Below are 18,809 nucleotides of genomic sequence, written 5' to 3' on the forward strand. Positions count from 1 at the left end.
TTCCAGCCATATTTTTATTAATTACGAATTAAGAATCACGAATTAAGAATTTTAAATCGGCTTACTACAGCCCCATTACTAATTCTTAATCATTACTTATAGCTACGCTGCGTTAGCTTCACGTTCTCGAACTTGAGCTCCTCTTTATGCAGCACCGGCTCGTTGCCAACGCCTGTAAACTCCCAGGCAGCTACATAAGTATAATTCTCGTCGTCGCGGAGTGCTTCATTCTCAGGTGTTTGGTACTCCTCACGGAAGTGGCCGCCACAAGACTCATTTCTGTTCAAGGCATCTTCTACCATCAGTTCTCCCAGTTCCAAAAAGTCAGCAACACGGTTAGCTTTTTCAAGGGTGATGTTCAGCTCCTCGTTTACACCTACCACTTTCACATCGCGCCAGAACTCATCACGCAACTTACGAATCTCCTGTTTCGCAAACTGCAGTCCTTCCGCGTTGCGTGCCATACCGCAGTATTCCCACATAATTAAGCCTAAAGCCTTATGGAAATCATCTACCGTACGCGTACCGTTGATAGAAAGCAACTGGTTGTTTTTAGAGATAACCGCCTGCTCTGCTTCTATAAATGCAGGATGGTCAACCGGAACCTTGTCGTAAAGAGTTTTAGCAAGATAATCACCGATTGTGTAAGGCAGTACAAAGTATCCGTCAGCCAAGCCTTGCATCAGGGCAGATGCACCCAGGCGGTTGGCGCCGTGGTCTGAGAAGTTTGCCTCGCCGGCAGCATATAAGCCTGGTACGTTAGTCATCAGGTTATAATCTACCCACAGGCCACCCATTGTATAGTGTACAGCAGGGTAAATACGCATTGGCCTTTCGTACGGGTTTTCATCCGTGATCTTGGCATACATCTCGAAGAGGTTACCATACTTGGCCGCAATGGCTGGCTGGCTATCGCGTTTGATGGCATCGGCAAAGTCGAGGTATACGGCAAGACCTGAGGCTCCTACCCCACGTCCTTCGTCGCAAACCAGTTTGGCGTTACGTGAGGCCACGTCGCGCGGCACCAGGTTACCGAATGCTGGGTATTTACGCTCCAGGTAGTAATCGCGGTCCTGCTCGGCAATGTCGTTTACTGTGATTTCACCGTTGCGCAGGCGCTGAGCAGTTTCAACTGTTTTAGGCACCCACACACGTCCGTCGTTACGCAGAGATTCTGACATCAGCGTAAGCTTAGACTGATACTCACCGGAAACCGGGATACAGGTTGGGTGAATCTGAGTAAAGCACGGGTTAGCGAACAAAGCGCCTTTCTTGTGTGCTCTCCAGGCTGCGGTAGCGTTGGAGCCCATCGCATTTGTAGAAAGGAAGAATACGTTACCGTAACCACCTGTAGCCAGTACAACGGCATGCGCACTATGCGATTCGATTTTGCCTGTGATCAGGTTACGAACCACAATACCACGGGCTTTTCCATCTACAAGCACCAGGTCAAGCATTTCGGTGCGTGGGTACATCTTCACCTTACCGTAAGCGATCTGACGGTTAAGGGCAGAGTAAGCACCCAGTAGCAGCTGCTGTCCTGTTTGGCCACGGGCGTAGAATGTACGTGATACCTGGGCCCCACCGAAGGAGCGGTTAGCCAAAAGGCCACCGTACTCACGGGCAAAAGGAACACCCTGGGCCACACACTGGTCGATGATATCTACAGACACCTGCGCCAGACGGTAAACGTTTGCCTCACGAGCGCGGTAGTCACCACCTTTCACCGTGTCATAGAAAAGACGGAAAACAGAGTCGCCGTCATTCTGGTAGTTTTTGGCTGCATTTATACCACCTTGCGCCGCAATAGAGTGCGCGCGACGCGGCGTATCCTGGAAGCAAAAGGCCTTTACGTTATAGCCCAATTCTCCGAAAGATGCAGCGGCAGAAGCACCGGCAAGACCTGTGCCTACTACTATTATATCATATTTACGCTTGTTAGCCGGGTTCACCAGCTTAACGTCAAATTTATGCTTTTCCCACTTTTCGGCTAAAGGGCCTTCCGGGATTCTTGAATCTAATATCATAGCAATATAGATAGCTTTTAATTACACAAGGAAGAAGAAATACAGCGGAATAATTGCAAACCCTAAGCATACAATGATAGAGAATGCCACGCCGAACTTCTGAATAAAGGGAGTGTACTTCTTATGGTCTAAGCCAAGTGTTTGGAAGGCACTCTGGAAGCCGTGAATAAGATGGTAAGCCAGGGCAACCATTGCGATAACATAAATAGCCACATACCACCAGATCTGGAAAGATTGTACTACACGTAAGTAAAGGTTGTCATACTCCACGTCTTCAATCACTACGCCTTCCAGGCCGCCAAAACGGGCAGGAACGAAGAAATTCCATAAGTGAATGATGAGGAAAACCAGGATTACTGTGCCTAAAAGGCCCATGTTGCGCGAAGACCAGGTGCTGTTCTGCTCCGGGTGGTTATTTACATAATCCACAGGGCGAGCCTTTTTATTACGGCTAGTCAGTACGATGGCATCGTAAATGTGAAACAGAAAGCCAGCAACAAGTATAAGCTCCATAAACCGGATAACACCATTGTGGGCCATGAAATCCGAATAAAGGTTAAATGCAGCTCCACCGTCGTTTCGGAACAGCTGTAGGTTACCGATAAGGTGCACCACCAGGAAAGAGCAAAGGAAAAGTCCCGTAACTGACATCACGATCTTTCGCCCAACTGTACTGGAAAACGTTTTAGTAAACCAATTCATCTGTGTTTGTTATAGGTTAAGTGAATTAAGCGTTTTTTAACGCCCAAAGGTACATTTCGACCAAGTAGAAAACAATTATACTTATATATTTTGAATCAATCTAAATTGATATCCGTAACTCCATAAATCTGCACCATTTCCTCGTATCAGAATCTATTAAGACAACATTTTAAACTGAACATAGTTTAAGATTATACTATATTTACTGCCTAACCCGATTCATCTATGCCAAATCTTATACGCCTGAAGTATCTGCTGCATGGTAGTCTGTTGTGGGTGTTGCTATTGTTGCTGTTGGGTACTTTCTCGGAAGTACAGGCTACTCATATTAGAGCAGGGGATATTACCGCCAAGCGGGACACGACACCAAACCCTAATCCCCGTCGCTTTTTCTTTACCATGATCGTGTATACTAACCATACTTCCCCGGCCGAAGACCCGGAAGTAACTATATTCACAGGTTCTGGTAATACCACCTTGCTTGTTCAACGTAAGTCAGTGACCCCCATTAACGCTGAGACTGACAGAGAGGTGTTTGAGTGGGAATTTACGTATCCGTCTGACGGCACCTACACCACCTACTGGATTGGCGAGAACCGCGATAATAATATCCTGAACATGGCGCCGCCATCTGACCAGCGGTCTTTTTTCATATCCACCACCATAGATATCAATGCTTTGCGCGGCTTTAACAGTACGCCAGTACTTACCGTGGAGCCGATTGACGATGCAGCCATGTTCCGTAAGTTTGTGCACAACCCTGGTGCTTTTGATGCCGACGGAGACAGCCTATCCTTTAAACTAATTGCCCCACGCTATCAGCAGCCGAGCGGAGACATTGCCGTGGTGCCTGGCTACCGCAACCCGGACCAGGTTGCAAACTGCCGCACATCGGATGACAGCGGCCCCGCATTTTTCAGACTCGACCCCATAACCGGCCAGCTAACCTGGGACGCACCCTGCCTTGCCGGTAAGTATAACATTGCGTTTGTGGTAGAGGAGTGGCGGCGCGGACCAAACGGCGGCGCTGTAAAGATTGGTGAAGTAGTGCGGGATATGCGCATAAACGTAGAGGAAAACGAAAACCGGCCGCCTGTGCTGGAGCCAAAAGATACCTGTATTGTTGCGGGTACTACGCTCAGAGCTATAGTGCGCGCCACCGACCCTGACGGAGACCGCATTAACCTGACAGTGGCAGGTAGCGGTATTGTGCCGCCTGCTACGCTCGAGCAGTTAACAAACAACCCCGGAGAGGCTACTGGCCGCTTTGTCTGGAGCACTTCCTGCGAGGATGTAAGACAGGCCCCTTATCAGGTTGTTTTCCGGGCGGAGGACATCCGGCCAAACAATGATGAAAGACTGGCCGACCTGCAGCCCTGGAATATAACAGTAATAGGACCGGCACCTGAAAACCTGGATGCCACCAGCGCAGACCGGAACGTAACTCTGACCTGGGATGAATATACTTGCCAGAACGCAGACAAAATAAGGATTTACCGACGTGAGGGGCCAAGCAACTTTGTGCCAGACGAATGCCAGACGGGCGTACCAGCCTCCACAGGCTATGTGCTAATTGGTGAGGTAGATGCAGGTGATGTTACGTTTTTTGATGACAACAACGGGGCAGGCTTAGAAGCCGGCGTGGAGTACTGCTATATTATTTATGCTACCTTCCCGGCAGTAGGCCGCGGCGAAAGCCTAGCCTCTCTTGAAACTTGCGTGGTAATAGACCAGGACATCCCATATCTGACCAACGTGACGGTAGATGAAACCGATGTGGCAAACGGCCAGATTACTGTTAAATGGGCACAGCCGATGGAAGTAGAGAAGCTGACACCGCCGTTGGAATATCGTTTGTTCCGCAAAGTGGGCATGGACACCGGAAACGGCTTTACTGAAGTAAAGCGCACCCGCAACATGGCCGACACTACCTTTGTTGACACCGGGCTGAACACTGTAGAAAATGCCTATCGTTACCGCCTGGAGTTTTACCAGACACCACAGCCGGGAGGCCAGCCAACGTCGCTGCGCGATAGTACGGAAGCATCCAGCGTATACTTAGAGGTTGCACCATCCGAAGGCGAAGCAAAAGAGGTTCAGTTGAGCTGGACTTACGATGTGCCTTGGAACAACGAACTGCTGCAGCATTACATTTACCGGCAGGTAGAAGATGAGTTTATACTTATCGATAGTGTGTCGGCTACGGCTGCAGGCGGAAATTATACGGATGCCGGTACTTTCCAGAACCAGGAGCTGGTGCGCGGGCAGGAGTATTGCTATTATGTGCAGACAGCAGGCACCTATCAGATTGAAGGACTGCCGGAGCCGCTGCTTAACAACAGCCAGCAAGTATGCGCCACATTGCCAAGAAATATTTGTCCGCCAGAGTTAAGTATAGAACTGCTTAACTGCGATCTTTTTGCCCAAAACCCTACAGAGCCTCCTTACCAGAATGTTCTGAATTGGGTGCCGGACACTTCGCCGGACTGCACGGACGAGATCGCTTATTACACCATATACTTTAAACCGACACTGGATGCAGCGTATGTGCGACTGGACACCACAACAGAAACCACTTACACGCACAGCGGCTTGCAGTCGTTTGCGGGGTGCTATGTAGTAACAGCCACAGATGTGAATGGCCGCGAAAGTGAGTTCAGCAACGAGGTTTGCAACGACAACTGTATCTCGTTTATACTTCCTAACATCATCACGCCAAACGGAGACAACCTGAACGATGTGTTCCGGCCTAAGGTACGAGCCTTTATCAGGAGCATGAAGTTTAAAGTTTACAACAGATGGGGGGTGCAGGTATTTGACGGCGGTACGGTTACCGAAGGAGAAGGACTGTTCATCAACTGGCCTGGAGTTGACACAGACGGTAACCGCCTTACTGACGGCACCTACTATTACGAGGTTGAAGTAGAGTTTTACACGTTAGACCCGTCCAAAGCCCGTGCCTCTTACAAGGGTTGGGTAGAGATTGTGCGTTAATGCAAAGTTTACAAAATATACAGCAGCTGCAGGGTAAGCCAGTCATATTTTACGACGGCACCTGCGGCTTTTGCCAAGGCAGTGTGCAGGTGGTGCTAAAGTATAACCAGCGGCAAAATTTATACTTTGCAGCCCTGCAATCCGGTGTGATGGAGGCGCTGGTGCCCAAAGCGCAAATTCCTGGTCCTTTGCCTGATTCCATACTTTTTTACGAGAACGGGAGGCTCTATTCTGAGTCTGAAGCTGCGCTGCGTATTGCCCGCTATCTTGATTTTCCTTTGTCCATACTTGCTGTTTTCCGCATTATTCCTTTATCTTTCCGGGATTTTGTGTACCGCCTGGTGGCCCGAAACCGCTACCGTATAGCCGGCCGCACAGATGCCTGCATGCTGCCAAGCCCGGAACAAAGGGCCAGGTTTTTTTAAATTGTTAAATGTTAGATTTCTGAACTTTACAAAGTATAGGTTGGCTAAACCATAGGCCTATAGTGAAGGGAGCAACTATGTAGCAGTTTAGCCATTTGGCGATTTAACCATACAGCAACTATCAATTAACAAAAAATAAGGAATGAAAGCATATGTTTTCCCGGGCCAGGGCTCTCAGTTTGTTGGGATGGGCAAAGACCTATATGAGCAGCATGAAGCAGCAAAGCAGCTGTTTGATCAGGCAAACGAGATACTGGGTTTCAATATCACCGAGATCATGTTTAACGGCACCGACGAGGAGCTGAAGCAAACCAAAGTAACACAACCTGCTATTTTTCTGCATTCTGTAGCACAGGCCGCCGTAGCCAAGGACTTTGCACCGGATATGGTGGCAGGTCACTCGCTTGGAGAATTCTCTGCTTTGGTAGCCAGTAAAGTGCTGAGTTTTGAAGATGGCCTGAGGTTAGTATACAAAAGAGCCATGGCCATGCAGGCCGCTTGCGAGGCAAACCCATCTACCATGGCCGCCATACTTGGTCTGGAAGATGCAAAGGTTGAAGAGGTGTGCGCTTCTATAGACGAGGTAGTAGTGGCCGCCAATTATAACTGCCCGGGCCAACTGGTTATCTCCGGCTCTAACAAAGGAATTGAGATAGCTTGCGAGAAAATGAAAGAGGCTGGTGCCAAGCGTGCGCTACCGCTCCCTGTAGGTGGTGCGTTCCACTCGCCGCTGATGAAACCAGCTGAAGTTGAACTGGCGAAGGCTATTGAGGAAACAACTTTCTCGGAAGGCATTTGCCCTATCTATCAGAATGTAGATGCCCAGCCGCATACCGATCCGCAGGAGATTAAGCAGAACCTGATCAGCCAGCTGACTGCGCCCGTGCGTTGGACACAATCGGTGCAGCAAATGGTAGCCGACGGTGCCACACATTTTGTAGAGTGCGGCCCGGGTAAAGTGCTGCAGGGCCTGGTGAAAAAGATTGAGCGTACAGCCGAAGTTAGCTCTGCCGAATAAGCATCAGAAGTAGTATAAACTATAAAACGCCTTCTTTGGCCTGCGCCGGGGGAGGCGTTTGTGCTTTGCAGAAGTATAGATGAACAGATTTATACTTTAAAGTCGGTTTGATACAGCAGCAGCTCTTCAGCATCATGTGGCAATTTTACGAGCTTTACGTACCGCAGACCTAGTGTTTCCAGTAGCTTTTGGCTGGCAATATTGCCTTTTGTGGTGATGGCGCAAATCTGCTTTAAACCGAAATGCTCAAAAGCTGCATTGCTCAGTTTACTCGCTGCCTCAAAAGCATAGCCTTGCTTTTCATACTGCGGCAGGAAAGCAAAGCCGATATCAATTCCATCCAAGCCCTGTCTGTCGTAAAGCCCGCAGGTTCCTATTTTAGCGCCGTCAGATTTCCGGATAACTGTGTAGTTGCCGTAGCCCAGCTTTTTTAATTGCGGTAGTATTCTGCTCCCGATATATTCTTCTGCCGCCTTAACAGAGCGCACGTTCCTGTCTCCGATATACTTTAGCCACTGCGGCGTGTTCAGGAGCTCAACTATAAAAGCGGCATCTGCAGTAGAAGTTGGTTTAATAAGCAGTCGCTCTGTTTCGAAGGATAGGTAGGCGCTCAAAGCTTTGTTGTTGGTAAGTATGATTTAATACGAGTTACTCCTCAAACTCCCATACCTCCAGCTCATCCGGGCACTCCTGCAGCAGTTGGTTTATACTTTTGTGCAGCAACGGGTGCTCCAACTCCGGTACCAGCTCTGAAAGCGGCAGCAACGTAAAACGTCGCAGGTGCAGCTGTGGGTGAGGAATGGTTAAGCGTTGCGTCTGCTGCACCTGGTTAGCGTAAAAAAGTATGTCGATGTCAATCACGCGGGCGCCCCAGTGCTCATGGCGTATACGGCCGAGTTCCTGCTCAATTTGGTTTATCTGCTGCAGCACCTGCTCAGGCGTTAATTCCGTCTGCACCTCCAGCACCTGGTTCAGGAAGTTAGGTTGGTCGGTTTTGCCCCAGGCGGCAGTTTCGTATATTTTTGAGCTGCGCATGAGGCGGCCCACCTGCTGGTTTATACTTTCGCGGGCTTGCTGTAAGTATGAGGTGCGGTCGCCGAGGTTGCCGCCAAGCAATAAGTAAACCTTAGGCATGCCTTCGGAAGAAATTTATACTTAGGTCTGCGGCTGAACGCGCTGCGTCTGGCAGTTCATTTTTATCGTAAGGGTGTTGCCCGCCAAAGGAGTGGTCGGCTTCGGGGAGCAGGTGCAGTTCGGCATCCGGCTTCCAGCTTTGCAGGTCGTGGGCCATTTGGGTTGGCAGCGTTTCGTCTCGCTCGCCGTGCAGCAGGAGCAAGGGTTGATCCATGCGCTTTACCACAGTGGGTATATCCAAGCGGTACTTGTTCTCAATAAAATTTTCTACAATCTGGTAATACAGCGGCATCTGAACACCGGTGCGTCCGTTCTGCACATATTGTACGCCTTGCTCTTTCCACTTGCCCATGTGCAGCTCATCCCAGCGGTTATCGTACCTGTTTACACCGGCCCAACTGGCCACAGCTTTTACGCGCGGCTCTTCGGCAGCTTTCAGAATCACGGCGCCTCCGCCACGGCTATGGCCTATCAGGTAAATACGGCTCAGGTCCAGTTCTTTGGCCTCGACAGGAGGGTTTTCGGAGTGAAGCAAATCGATAAGTGCCTGCATATCATCCAGCTCCAGACTGAAGTTATTTTGCCCGAACGCCTCCATGTCGTGCATGTCAGAGTAGTTGTCTACGGTGGTGCCGTTGTAGGCAAAGTTAAATTTGATAAACACAAAGCCTTGCTTGGCAAAATAAGTGGCCAGCAGGTTAAAATGTCCCCAGTCTTTAAATCCCTTAAAACCGTGGGCGAATAGGATAATTGGTTTGGGGTTACTGTCAGGCCAATAGGTGACATCGGCTGTAAAAGGGCGTCCGTGCTCGGGATAAACTACAAAATCAACTTTCATCTTCTGGGTTGCTTAGTGGCTGATTGTTAAATTGTTGCTTAGAGTTATTTACTATACTTGATTGGCTTCTGTTAAAGTCGTGCTGCACAAATGTATACTTACGAAGCAAGGGCATACTCGTAACCGAGCGTTCGTCTAAGCCTGACATTAATTTTTGTCATCAAACAATTTAACTATTCAGCAATTTAACAATAAAACACTGTTTTGCCAGCCCGCGTTTGGAAAGCACTTCAGGAGGCCGTAATATTGCGGACTTAATACATGAGCATAAGTCTAAACGAAATACAGGCGCCCATCGCGTCGGAGATGCAGCAGTTCGAGAAGAAGTTCAGGGCTTCCATGAAGACCAGGGTTTTGCTTCTAGACCGAATTATGAGCTACATCGTGAAGCGCAAAGGGAAGCAGATGCGGCCTATGTTCGTGTTTTTCACAGCCAAGCTTTTCCAGGAAAGTATAACCGAAGCCACTTACCGCGGCGCCGCCCTGATAGAATTGCTGCACACGGCTACGCTGGTGCACGATGATGTGGTGGACGATGCCAACTACCGTCGCGGCTTCTTTTCCGTAAATGCCCTCTGGAAAAACAAGATTGCAGTTCTGGTAGGCGATTATCTGCTCTCCAAAGGCCTGTTGCTCTCGCTGCAGAACGACGATTACGAGCTGCTCAAAATCGTTTCTAATGCAGTGAAGGAGATGAGTGAAGGAGAGCTGCTGCAGATTGAGAAAGCCCGCCGCCTCGATATAACCGAGGATGTATACTTTGATATTATTCGCCAGAAAACCGCTTCTTTAATTGCCTCCTGTTGTGCTGTGGGTGCGGCCTCTGCCGGCGCTTGCAAAGAGGAGATTGAGAAGGCCCGCTTGTTCGGTGAGAAGGTGGGGATTGCCTTTCAGATTAAAGACGACCTTTTTGATTATGGCACCGCCGAGATTGGCAAACCTGTAGGCATCGATATCAAAGAAAAGAAAATGACCCTGCCGCTGATACATGCCTTACGCGAAGCTGATTGGCTGACCAAGCGCCGTGTAATTTACAACGTGAAAAACAACAACGGCGACAACAAGCGCGTGCAGCAGGTGATCGATTTCGTAAAAAACTCCGGCGGCATAGACTACACCATACAGCAGATGAACCAGTACCATGCCGAGGCGCTGGCCATTCTCCATACTTTCCCAAATACCCCATCACGCCGCTCGCTAGAGCAGCTTATCGCTTATACTATAGAGCGGGAGAAGTAATTTAATTGTTAACTGTTGGATTGTTGATTTGCTTTGTAGGGACAGGTCGTGACCTGTCCGCGCTATGGCTGCAGCAATGAAATTTATACTTTAGCAGTAGCAGTTATAGGTTCCCCTCCTTTGACAAGGGGGGAAGTTAGACCCGACGCTGGCGAAGTATAAATCCTGCCCATCCATCCCCTAAATCCTGATTCAGGCAGTTTCAACCTTATACTTCTGTAAATATCAGCCGTAATTTTGCAACAGGTAGTATAGGTACAGTAGGTAGCTTTGATGACACAAAATAACCTATGAAACATGAACCTGAACACCAACACCTGGAACCGCCTGCGGTATACTATGTACCTGCCCATCTATGATTTTGTTGCGGATCGTATTTTCAGGAAGTATAGACAGCGCTCTGTACAGCTGCTGGGGGCAAAGCCTGATGATGCCATACTTATACTTGGCGCCGGCACCGGCCTCGACCTGCCTTACCTCAAAGGATGCACCAACCTCACCGCGATTGATATTACACCGGGCATGATTCGGAAATTAGTGCGGCGGGCCGACAAGCTACAGGTGCCAGTTGATGCGCAGGTGATGAACGGGCAGCAGCTGACTTTTGCAGACGCTTCTTTCGATGCCGTTATACTTCATCTTATACTTGCTGTTATACCTGATCCTGTGGCCTGTATCAAAGAGGTGGAGCGGGTGCTGAAGCCAGGCGGTACCGCTATGGTTTTCGATAAGTTTCTGCCCGACGGACAGAAGCCATCACTGCTTCGGCGCGCTTTTAACCAGGTTGCCAGCACGCTTTTTTCCGACATCAACCGAAGTATAGGAAACATCATCAGTCATACTTCGCTGCAGCAGGAGCTGAATGAGACGGCAGCGCTGGGAGGGACTTTCCGCATTGTGCGGTTGCGAAAGCCTTAGTATCTAACTACCCCTTTATCTCTAAGGCTACCATTGGGGACACATTTTGTTCCTGCCGCAAGATTACATCTTGTGGCTTATAACGGGGCAAGCTTTCAGCTTGCAAAAGTATGAAATGCGCAATCAACGCAAGCTGAAAGCCTGCCCCATGGGAAAACACGAGTTGAAAACTCGCGGTAAGTTTGCTGGAGTAAACACAAAGGCCGCTGCTTCATCAGAAACAGCGGCCTTTGCCTTTATACATGCCAATCAACAATTATCCATTACTTCTCCGCTAGCAGCTGCTCCATGGTTTTGTTGAAATCAGCCACAAACTCGTCGTAATACTTGCCAGTGCCGGGGCCAGAGAAGCCGGTGTGGATCTTGCGTACTTTGCCGTCGCGGCCTATAAAGATAGTGGTCGGGAAGGAGAGGACGTGGTTTAAGGCTGGTAAGGCTTTAGCGGCTGCCTCTTTATCGGAAGTGCCGGCTACGAGCAAATCATAATTTACATCCAGGCGTTCCTCCATCTTCTTCAGGCGGGCAGCGGCTTTGTCAAACTCCGGGCTGCGTTCAAAACCGAGCCCGATAATTTCCAGTCCGCGATCTTTGTTCTGGTCATAGTATGGCGCCAGAAAATTTGTCTCGTCCATACAGTTAGGGCACCAGGAGCCCAATAGCTGCACTACCACCACCTTGCCTTTATACTTGTCATCAGACAGCGACACCTGCTCGCCCTGCAGGTTAGGAAATGCAAACGATAGTGTTTCGTAGCCAGGCTTCAGGAACGTAAGCGAGTCAGCGCTGGCAAGTGCAGCGTTAGGGTTGCGTTTGGCAGTCCAGCTCTCGTAGCCGTTCATGCCGGCGTAAAAATCTCCGTTAAGCGTGGTGTCGTTAGTTGGTGTGGCTGTAAACAGGTAAGCGTGGTTTCCGTCGAAGGTGGAAAGTTTTAGCTCACTTCCAGCCACTTGCCCCTCCAGAAAACGGTAATCACCGGTTTCGGTCAGGAAGGTGCCCGTTACATAATTATCCTGCTGCTTAAACTCGCCGATGGCATTGTAGCTTTTCCCTTCTTTGGGTGTGAACACTACTTCCCATTTGCCGACAAAGTTAAAGTCTGCCGGAGCAGGATTGGCCTCAAATCGGTTTTCCAGGCCATGCGCTGCCGTGAAAGGCATGGCATAAGGTGTGGCGGTGTCGTTCTTTACAAAGCGGCCAGCCATTTTATTTCCTTCCACCTTAGCAATCAGGTCGGCATCAAAAATATGCAAACCGATTTTAACAGAGTCTCCTTCCTGTTTTATGTCATCTACCAAAATGCGCTCTTCGCCATTTATCAGGTAAAGTATGGTTTTGCCGTCTTGCTCTTCGGCTTCCATTATAAAAGGAATCTCTTTTCCGTCGGCGTGCTGCAGTGCTACGCGCCAGCTGCCGGCTTTAATTGTGTTGTCAGTGGATGTCATAGAAGTACAGGATGTTACCAGCAGCGCCAAAAACAAAAAGAGGCTGGTATAGGTATTACTAAAGTGATGTTTCATGTCGTGAACATTATGAATTACTGCAGTGCAAAGGTATAGATAAGTCTTTAAAATGTGTATTCTAATAATTCTGCATGCATATTAATGTAGCAACTTATATTAGCGTATTCTTATGTTTTTAGAGATATATAGTTTTCGTACATTTGTAAACTTCATTAAATAGAGTATAAAACACTAACAATAGCAAAACTATGGCATTTGATTTAGAAATGATCAAGGCGGTATATGCCGGCATGGAAGAGCGTGTTACAGCTGCCCGCAATAAGGTTGGCAGACCGCTTACCCTGACAGAGAAAATCCTGTATGCACACCTTTATGATGGTCCTGCGACAGGGGCTCATGAGCGTGGTAAGTCTTATGTAGACTTTGCGCCGGACAGGGTAGCCATGCAGGATGCCACGGCACAAATGGCCTTGCTTCAGTTCATGCAGGCAGGTAAGCCAACTGTGGCAGTACCTTCTACTGTACACTGCGACCACCTGATTCAGGCTCGTACGGGTGCTGAGTCTGACCTGCAGGACGCTTATGCAGAAAACAAAGAGGTTTATGACTTCCTTGCTTCTGTATCTAACAAGTATGGCATTGGCTTCTGGAAGCCAGGTGCTGGTATCATTCACCAGGTAGTGCTCGAAAACTACGCATTCCCGGGTGGTATGATGATTGGTACGGACTCTCACACACCTAACGCAGGTGGTTTGGGTATGGTAGCCATTGGTGTAGGCGGTGCCGATGCCGTGGACGTAATGGCCGGTATGCCTTGGGAGCTGAAATTCCCGAAAGTAATCGGCGTAAAGCTGACCGGTAAAATGAGCGGCTGGACCTCTCCGAAAGACGTAATCCTGAAAGTGGCTGGTATCCTGACTGTAAAAGGTGGTACAGGCGCTATTGTGGAGTATTTCGGCGAAGGCGCAGAGAGCATGTCTTGTACTGGTAAAGGCACTATCTGTAACATGGGTGCTGAAATCGGTGCAACTACTTCGGTATTTGCCTATGACAACAGCATGCGTGCTTACCTGAACTCTACTAACCGCGAGGAAGTAGTGCAGATGGCTGACGAAGTGGCGCAGCACCTGCGTGCCGACGACGAAGTATACGCTGACCCGGCTGCTTTCTACGATCAACTGATCGAGATCGACCTGAATATACTGGAGCCGCATGTAAACGGCCCATTCACGCCGGACGCTGCGTGGCCAATTTCTCAGTTCGCTGCTGTAGTTAAAGAGCACAACTGGCCAGCTAAGCTGGAAGTAGGTTTGATCGGTTCTTGCACCAACTCTTCTTACGAAGACATTACGCGCGCTGCCTCTATCGCGAAGCAAGCCGTTGATAAGAATCTGGTTGCTCAGGCAGAGTTCACCATTACACCAGGTTCCGAAATGGTACGCTATACAACTGCCCGCGATGGCTTGTTGGATACGTTCGCTGAAATGGGCGGTGTTGTGTTGGCAAACGCTTGCGGTCCGTGCATTGGCCAGTGGGCGCGTCACACCGACGATCCTACCCGTAAGAACTCTATCATTACCTCGTTTAACCGTAACTTTGCCAAGCGTAACGACGGTAACCCGAACACACACGCGTTCGTGGCTTCACCCGAGATCGTAACTGCTTTCGCAATTGCCGGCGACCTTACGTTTAACCCGCTTACCGATACGCTGACTACAAAAGATGGACAGCAGGTGAAGCTGGATGAGCCGGTAGGTATTGAGCTGCCAACGCAGGGCTTTGCAGTAGAAGACGCAGGTTATGCTGCTCCAGCCGAAGACGGAAGCACAGTTGAGGTAGTTGTTGATCCGGCTTCTGACCGTCTGCAACTGCTGGAAGGCTTTAAACCGTGGGAAGGCACAGACCTGAAAGGACTGAAGCTGCTGATTAAAGCGCAAGGCAAGTGTACAACTGACCATATTTCTATGGCAGGTCCTTGGTTGAAATACCGTGGCCACCTTGATAACATCTCCAACAATATGTTGATCGGTGCTATCAATGCTTTCAACGGTGAGGCGAATAGCGTTTACAATGACATGACCCGTGGTTATGACACTGTGCCTGCTACAGCCCGTACGTACAAAGCTGCCGGCATCGGTACTGTGGTTGTAGGTGATGAGAACTATGGCGAAGGCTCTTCTCGTGAGCACGCTGCCATGGAGCCTCGCCACTTGGGCGTTCGTGCGGTTCTTGTGAAGTCTTTCGCACGTATCCACGAAACGAACCTGAAGAAGCAAGGTATGTTAGGTCTAACATTCGTTAACAAAGCGGATTACGATCTGATTGAGGAAACCGACACAATCGATATACTTGGCCTTGAGGACTTCCAGGAAGGTAAGCAACTGAAAGTTGTGCTGCACCATTCAGATGGCAGCCAGGACAGCTTTATGGTAAACCACACTTACAACCAAGGCCAGATAGCCTGGTTTAAAGCTGGTTCTGCCCTTAACCTGATCCGTCAGATGCAGAAGCAGAACGCTAACGCATAGCACGTACTGAAATTCATAAGAAAGGCCTCTCTGTTTGGAGAGGCCTTTTGTTTTATAGGCGGTAGTCAGTTACTGAAGCAAGTAAGATTAGCTGCTAAAAACTACTTCCTTACCAGAACCCGCCTCACAAATATTTCACCCTGGTAGCTGATGTGGGCAATGTATACACCCGCACTTAAAGGGCTCAAATCATATTGAAACTGTGTGCTGGAAATTGAAGAAGGAGCAGCTGCCATAGTTTTTCCGGCCATATCGGTTAGCCTTAGCTCAGGCTTAGAGTCTTCTAATTCTGAAAGAGGCGCTGTTAAATTCAGAGTGATTTTTCCGATAGCAGGGTTAGGATAAAGTTTTGGCTCCACATCATACACATCAATTAACTGCTGATAGGTGCTGCGCGTGCAGTCTAATTTATTTAGCGTAGTTAAGGTAACGGTATATGTGCCGGGGCTAGTAAATTTATGCATAGGTTGTTGCACCTGAGATTGCCCGCCGTCCCCGAAATCCCAATGCCAGGAGCTGGCATTTATACTTTCATCTTTAAAGATTACAGTTTTGTTTACCTGAGACGTGGCATTTGTAACTTTAAAATTAGCATTGCTGATGGGCAGCACCTCTATCTGCATCGGCACCAAAGCACTTAAGTACATAGAGTCAGCATTGGCAACATAAATGGTGCTGCTGGTAGCGTTGCTGATAGTGAGGCTTGACCCTGAAGCAAGCAATTCTTTAGCATCGGAGTCATTGTAAAAATTAAAGTAGCTACCTCCTTCCGGAGCAATGACAACAGCGTCAGAATTGCAGACCTGATAAGCCAGAGACGATGGAGCCGGCCCGGATTTCATGCTTTTATACTTCTTCTGCGCAGCCTGGGCATGTTGTTTCATAGCGGCCAGGTTATCGCCGGCCAGCACGGCAAAGGCAATAATTTTAGTTTGCCCCGGTGCAAGGTCTAGCGCAGTGGCACCCAATATATGCGATATGCTGTTGCCATACTCCCCGCCTGCCTTCAAACGGCTCATTCCATTCGAAACAATTTTATACTTTTCAGCATCAGAAAAGCCATCGTCCACGGCAATAGTAGAGTCGTTGCCGCCAATGTTGTCAATGGCGTGGTAGATAGGCTGGCTTTCAGTAGTCAGAAGTTTGATGCCGGCGTAAGGTAACGGGGAGTAGGTATGATAAGCGTAACCCATCTGCAGCTCACTGTCCCAACCAGCTTTGTTTTCGGTATAGTTTCCGATGTCCCAGTCAGCAAAAAGGCCGGCGTGCAAGTATGGAATCGCTTCGGATGAATTGTTTGTGATCTGATATTCCAGTATCACATAATCCTGATCCGGCTCGGTGGCCCAAGCGTAAGCAAGGGTTTTAACCTCCACTTCCGGGTGCCCGTCTACTTTTGTCTGCATCAGGCTGCGGATTTCCTGGTCTGCCAGCTTGGTATTATAGTAGGATCGCGTAAGCATGGTTGGCTCAAATCCTTTGCTGTTTTGCCAGGAGTCGTTATGAAGGTTATCGGCCACTTTACCGTTAGTAGCAGAAAGTATAAGCCCTCCTTCAAATAACAGCGAAGCGCCATCTTTATATTTTACACCCACACCTTGCTTCATGTTTAGCCCGTTGTAGCCAATGTTGCCCTCACTGTTTAAGGTCAGGTGCAGGTTGTTGGCTGTGAGCGTGGCAAAGTTAGGGTTGATGACAAGCTCGAAATGCTGGAAACCGCTGTAGTCTCCGTCTGAATATCCTAAGCGCAAAAATACTTTATGGTTGGCAGGGGAGTCGCCTGATATTTTAATAACAAAAGGCTGTTCGCCTGTAGAGACAGTGGCCATGGTGCCTAGGCCTGAAAAACTGGCGTTGCCCTGCTCCACACTCACGTAAGGGGATAGGGAGCTAAGTGTGATTTGCAGCCCATCAGCAGCAGCAAGGTAATTTACAAAGCTGGCATCTATGGCAACAGTGCTTCCAGCTGACATGCTCTGGTTTGGGAAAGGCGCAAAAGAAAGACAGCGTACAGCTTTTAAGGAGGCGCTTTTCAATGCCTTTTTAAGGTTGAAGCGACCGGTTCCCAACATTTCGAGGTAGGCCTTGTTACCATCCAAAGTATAAATTTCGTCAGTGCTTGCTCTCAGCCTTTCTGCCACCTGCCTTGCGTTCAGCTCCGGAAAATGGGAACGCACCAGCGCAGCGCCACCGGCTACTGTGGGAGCCGCAAAGGAAGTTCCGCCCACGTTGCCATAGCGCTCATCGCCAAGCACAGATGTACTGTAGATATTGCTGCTCGGCGAGATAAGGTCAATGGTATAGCTGAAAGTATGGTCCTTAAACTTTACATCCTGATTATTGGCCCCACCCACTGAGAGCACATTGTCATATGAGGCGGGGTAAATATTAAGGTAGGCATTTGTGTTGCCACCCGATGCCACTATAAGCACATCCTTCTCCAGTACGGCATAGTTAATCACATCTTGCTCAAAAGCAGAGAAACCGGTGCCGCCCCAGGAGAGGTTGATGATCTTACAGCCATTATTAGCAGCGTAAACTATTGCCTCATATCCGCCAAACGGTCCGTTATTGTAAGAAGAGAAAACCTTGATAGGCATGAAAAGGGCATTATAGCTAAGGCCGGCCATACCTGTGCCATTGTTTGTAGCACCCGCAGCCACGCCAGCCACTGCTGTGCCGTGGCCTCGCCAGGCGGTGTTATCGGTTACGTCGTTATCGTTATCGGCAAAGTCCCAGCCGCGGTAATTGTCTATAAAGCCGTCGCCGTCGTTATCAATGCCATCAATCGGGTCGTTGTGGTTAAGTTTTACTTTTGTCTGCAGGTCAACGTGTGTAAGCCTGAAACCGGTGTCAAGTATACCGATCACAACTGTGGTGTCGCCTTGCTCTACCTCCCAGCCGCCATAAGCCTGCACCTGCTTGAGGTAATACTGCGTGGTTTTAGTAGAATCAGAGGCAGGGTCGTTGGGCTGATGGAGTGGCTCCCGTATAAATAATGGCTCTACATAGGCTACCTGTCCGGTTGCCATAAGTATGCTGCGGACTTCCTCAAACGTATGGCCAGGTGTATACTGTAATTCGTAAATCTGGGACAGGTCTACTGCAGGGGCAGCTTTTCGGGCCAAAGCAAATGTCTGCTGGGCTGCCACGCCCGGGAATTTCTGGTTTACCTGTTTTGCTCCTATCTGCTGCAGCGCCTGGCTCATACTTTGGTCAGTGCTTTTGCGCAAGTGGCTGGCTTGCTGCGGTTTTAGTTTGTAAACAACCTTGTTGGGAATGGTTTTGGCACCAAAATCCAAGGCAGGTCGTTGCCCATACAGCAGCGGCGCGTATAACAGTAAAATTAAGGCGAATAATAGACTGCGCTTTGGCAGCAGGGTAAGGGTAATCATCTGCTCAATATAATACCTGTTTATACCTGTTTATGAAATAGAGCAAATCATGGACGGGTACGGCAAAAGTACAAATATCCATGATAAAAAAAACAGCTGATGGATTTGGCTTCAGATTTTTTTGTGTATAT

13 protein-coding genes are annotated in these 18,809 nt (G+C 48.9%); 6 read left to right on the forward strand and 7 right to left on the reverse strand.

Annotation, left to right across the window (positions count from 1 at the left end):
- Positions 1 to 92: 92 nt before the first annotated feature.
- A complete protein-coding gene (locus Q1B04_RS01075; RefSeq protein WP_299754500.1) occupies positions 93 to 2,027 on the reverse strand; it encodes a fumarate reductase/succinate dehydrogenase flavoprotein subunit in 1,935 nt (644 codons plus the stop codon).
- A 21-nt stretch (positions 2,028 to 2,048) separates the two neighbouring features.
- Complete coding sequence (locus Q1B04_RS01080; RefSeq protein WP_299754502.1) at positions 2,049 to 2,729, reverse strand: succinate dehydrogenase cytochrome b subunit; 681 nt, start codon at positions 2,727 to 2,729, stop codon at positions 2,049 to 2,051.
- Between the two features lie 225 nt (positions 2,730 to 2,954).
- Here Q1B04_RS01080 and Q1B04_RS01085 point away from each other — a divergent pair, with 225 nt between their 5' ends.
- The 3 genes from Q1B04_RS01085 (at position 2,955) to fabD (ending at position 7,166) form a co-directional block, all read left to right on the forward strand.
- Positions 2,955 to 5,723, forward strand: a complete 2,769-nt coding sequence (locus Q1B04_RS01085; RefSeq protein ID WP_299754504.1) for a gliding motility-associated C-terminal domain-containing protein — start codon at positions 2,955 to 2,957, stop codon at positions 5,721 to 5,723.
- Entirely contained in the window at positions 5,723 to 6,148 is a 426-nt protein-coding gene (locus Q1B04_RS01090) for a DCC1-like thiol-disulfide oxidoreductase family protein (RefSeq protein ID WP_299754506.1), read from the forward strand. The genes Q1B04_RS01085 and Q1B04_RS01090 overlap by 1 nt, the downstream gene beginning before the upstream one ends.
- 142 nt (positions 6,149 to 6,290) lie before the next feature.
- A complete protein-coding gene (fabD, locus tag Q1B04_RS01095; protein ID WP_299754508.1) occupies positions 6,291 to 7,166 on the forward strand; it encodes an ACP S-malonyltransferase in 876 nt (291 codons plus the stop codon).
- Positions 7,167 to 7,255: 89 nt separating this feature from the next.
- Here the strand turns inward: fabD and Q1B04_RS01100 are convergent, their stop codons facing one another.
- From Q1B04_RS01100 to Q1B04_RS01110, 3 genes are read right to left on the reverse strand one after another with little or no spacing between them, the layout of a single operon-like run.
- Positions 7,256 to 7,780, reverse strand: coding sequence for a GNAT family N-acetyltransferase (locus Q1B04_RS01100; protein WP_299754510.1), 525 nt, complete (start codon positions 7,778 to 7,780; stop codon positions 7,256 to 7,258).
- 34 nt (positions 7,781 to 7,814) lie between these two features.
- Positions 7,815 to 8,300 carry a 2-amino-4-hydroxy-6-hydroxymethyldihydropteridine diphosphokinase gene (gene folK, locus Q1B04_RS01105; protein WP_299754512.1) on the reverse strand — a complete coding sequence of 162 codons (486 nt, stop codon included), beginning with the start codon at positions 8,298 to 8,300 and terminating at the stop codon, positions 7,815 to 7,817.
- Entirely contained in the window at positions 8,293 to 9,138 is an 846-nt protein-coding gene (locus tag Q1B04_RS01110) for a dienelactone hydrolase family protein (RefSeq protein WP_299754514.1), read from the reverse strand. Before Q1B04_RS01110 ends, folK begins: the two co-directional genes overlap by 8 nt.
- A gap of 261 nt (positions 9,139 to 9,399) precedes the next feature.
- Between Q1B04_RS01110 and Q1B04_RS01115 the strand changes: the two genes are divergently transcribed.
- On the forward strand, positions 9,400 to 10,377 hold the full coding sequence (locus Q1B04_RS01115) for a polyprenyl synthetase family protein (RefSeq protein ID WP_299754516.1): 978 nt from the start codon (positions 9,400 to 9,402) through the stop codon (positions 10,375 to 10,377).
- 297 nt (positions 10,378 to 10,674) lie between these two features.
- A complete protein-coding gene (locus tag Q1B04_RS01120; protein ID WP_299754518.1) occupies positions 10,675 to 11,295 on the forward strand; it encodes a class I SAM-dependent methyltransferase in 621 nt (206 codons plus the stop codon).
- 263 nt (positions 11,296 to 11,558) lie between these two features.
- Here Q1B04_RS01120 and Q1B04_RS01125 read toward each other — a convergent pair whose 3' ends face one another.
- A complete protein-coding gene (locus Q1B04_RS01125; RefSeq protein WP_299754520.1) occupies positions 11,559 to 12,812 on the reverse strand; it encodes a TlpA disulfide reductase family protein in 1,254 nt (417 codons plus the stop codon).
- Positions 12,813 to 13,003: 191 nt separating this feature from the next.
- Here Q1B04_RS01125 and Q1B04_RS01130 point away from each other — a divergent pair, with 191 nt between their 5' ends.
- Entirely contained in the window at positions 13,004 to 15,283 is a 2,280-nt protein-coding gene (locus Q1B04_RS01130; RefSeq protein ID WP_299754522.1) for an aconitate hydratase, read from the forward strand.
- Between the two features lie 101 nt (positions 15,284 to 15,384).
- On the opposite strand, the gene Q1B04_RS01135 is transcribed toward Q1B04_RS01130, so the two are convergent.
- Positions 15,385 to 18,678 carry a S8 family serine peptidase gene (locus Q1B04_RS01135; protein WP_299754524.1) on the reverse strand — a complete coding sequence of 1,098 codons (3,294 nt, stop codon included), beginning with the start codon at positions 18,676 to 18,678 and terminating at the stop codon, positions 15,385 to 15,387.
- Positions 18,679 to 18,809: the final 131 nt, after the last annotated feature.

Source organism: uncultured Pontibacter sp., assembly GCF_947495565.1.
In the GTDB taxonomy this organism is placed as follows: domain Bacteria; phylum Bacteroidota; class Bacteroidia; order Cytophagales; family Hymenobacteraceae; genus Pontibacter.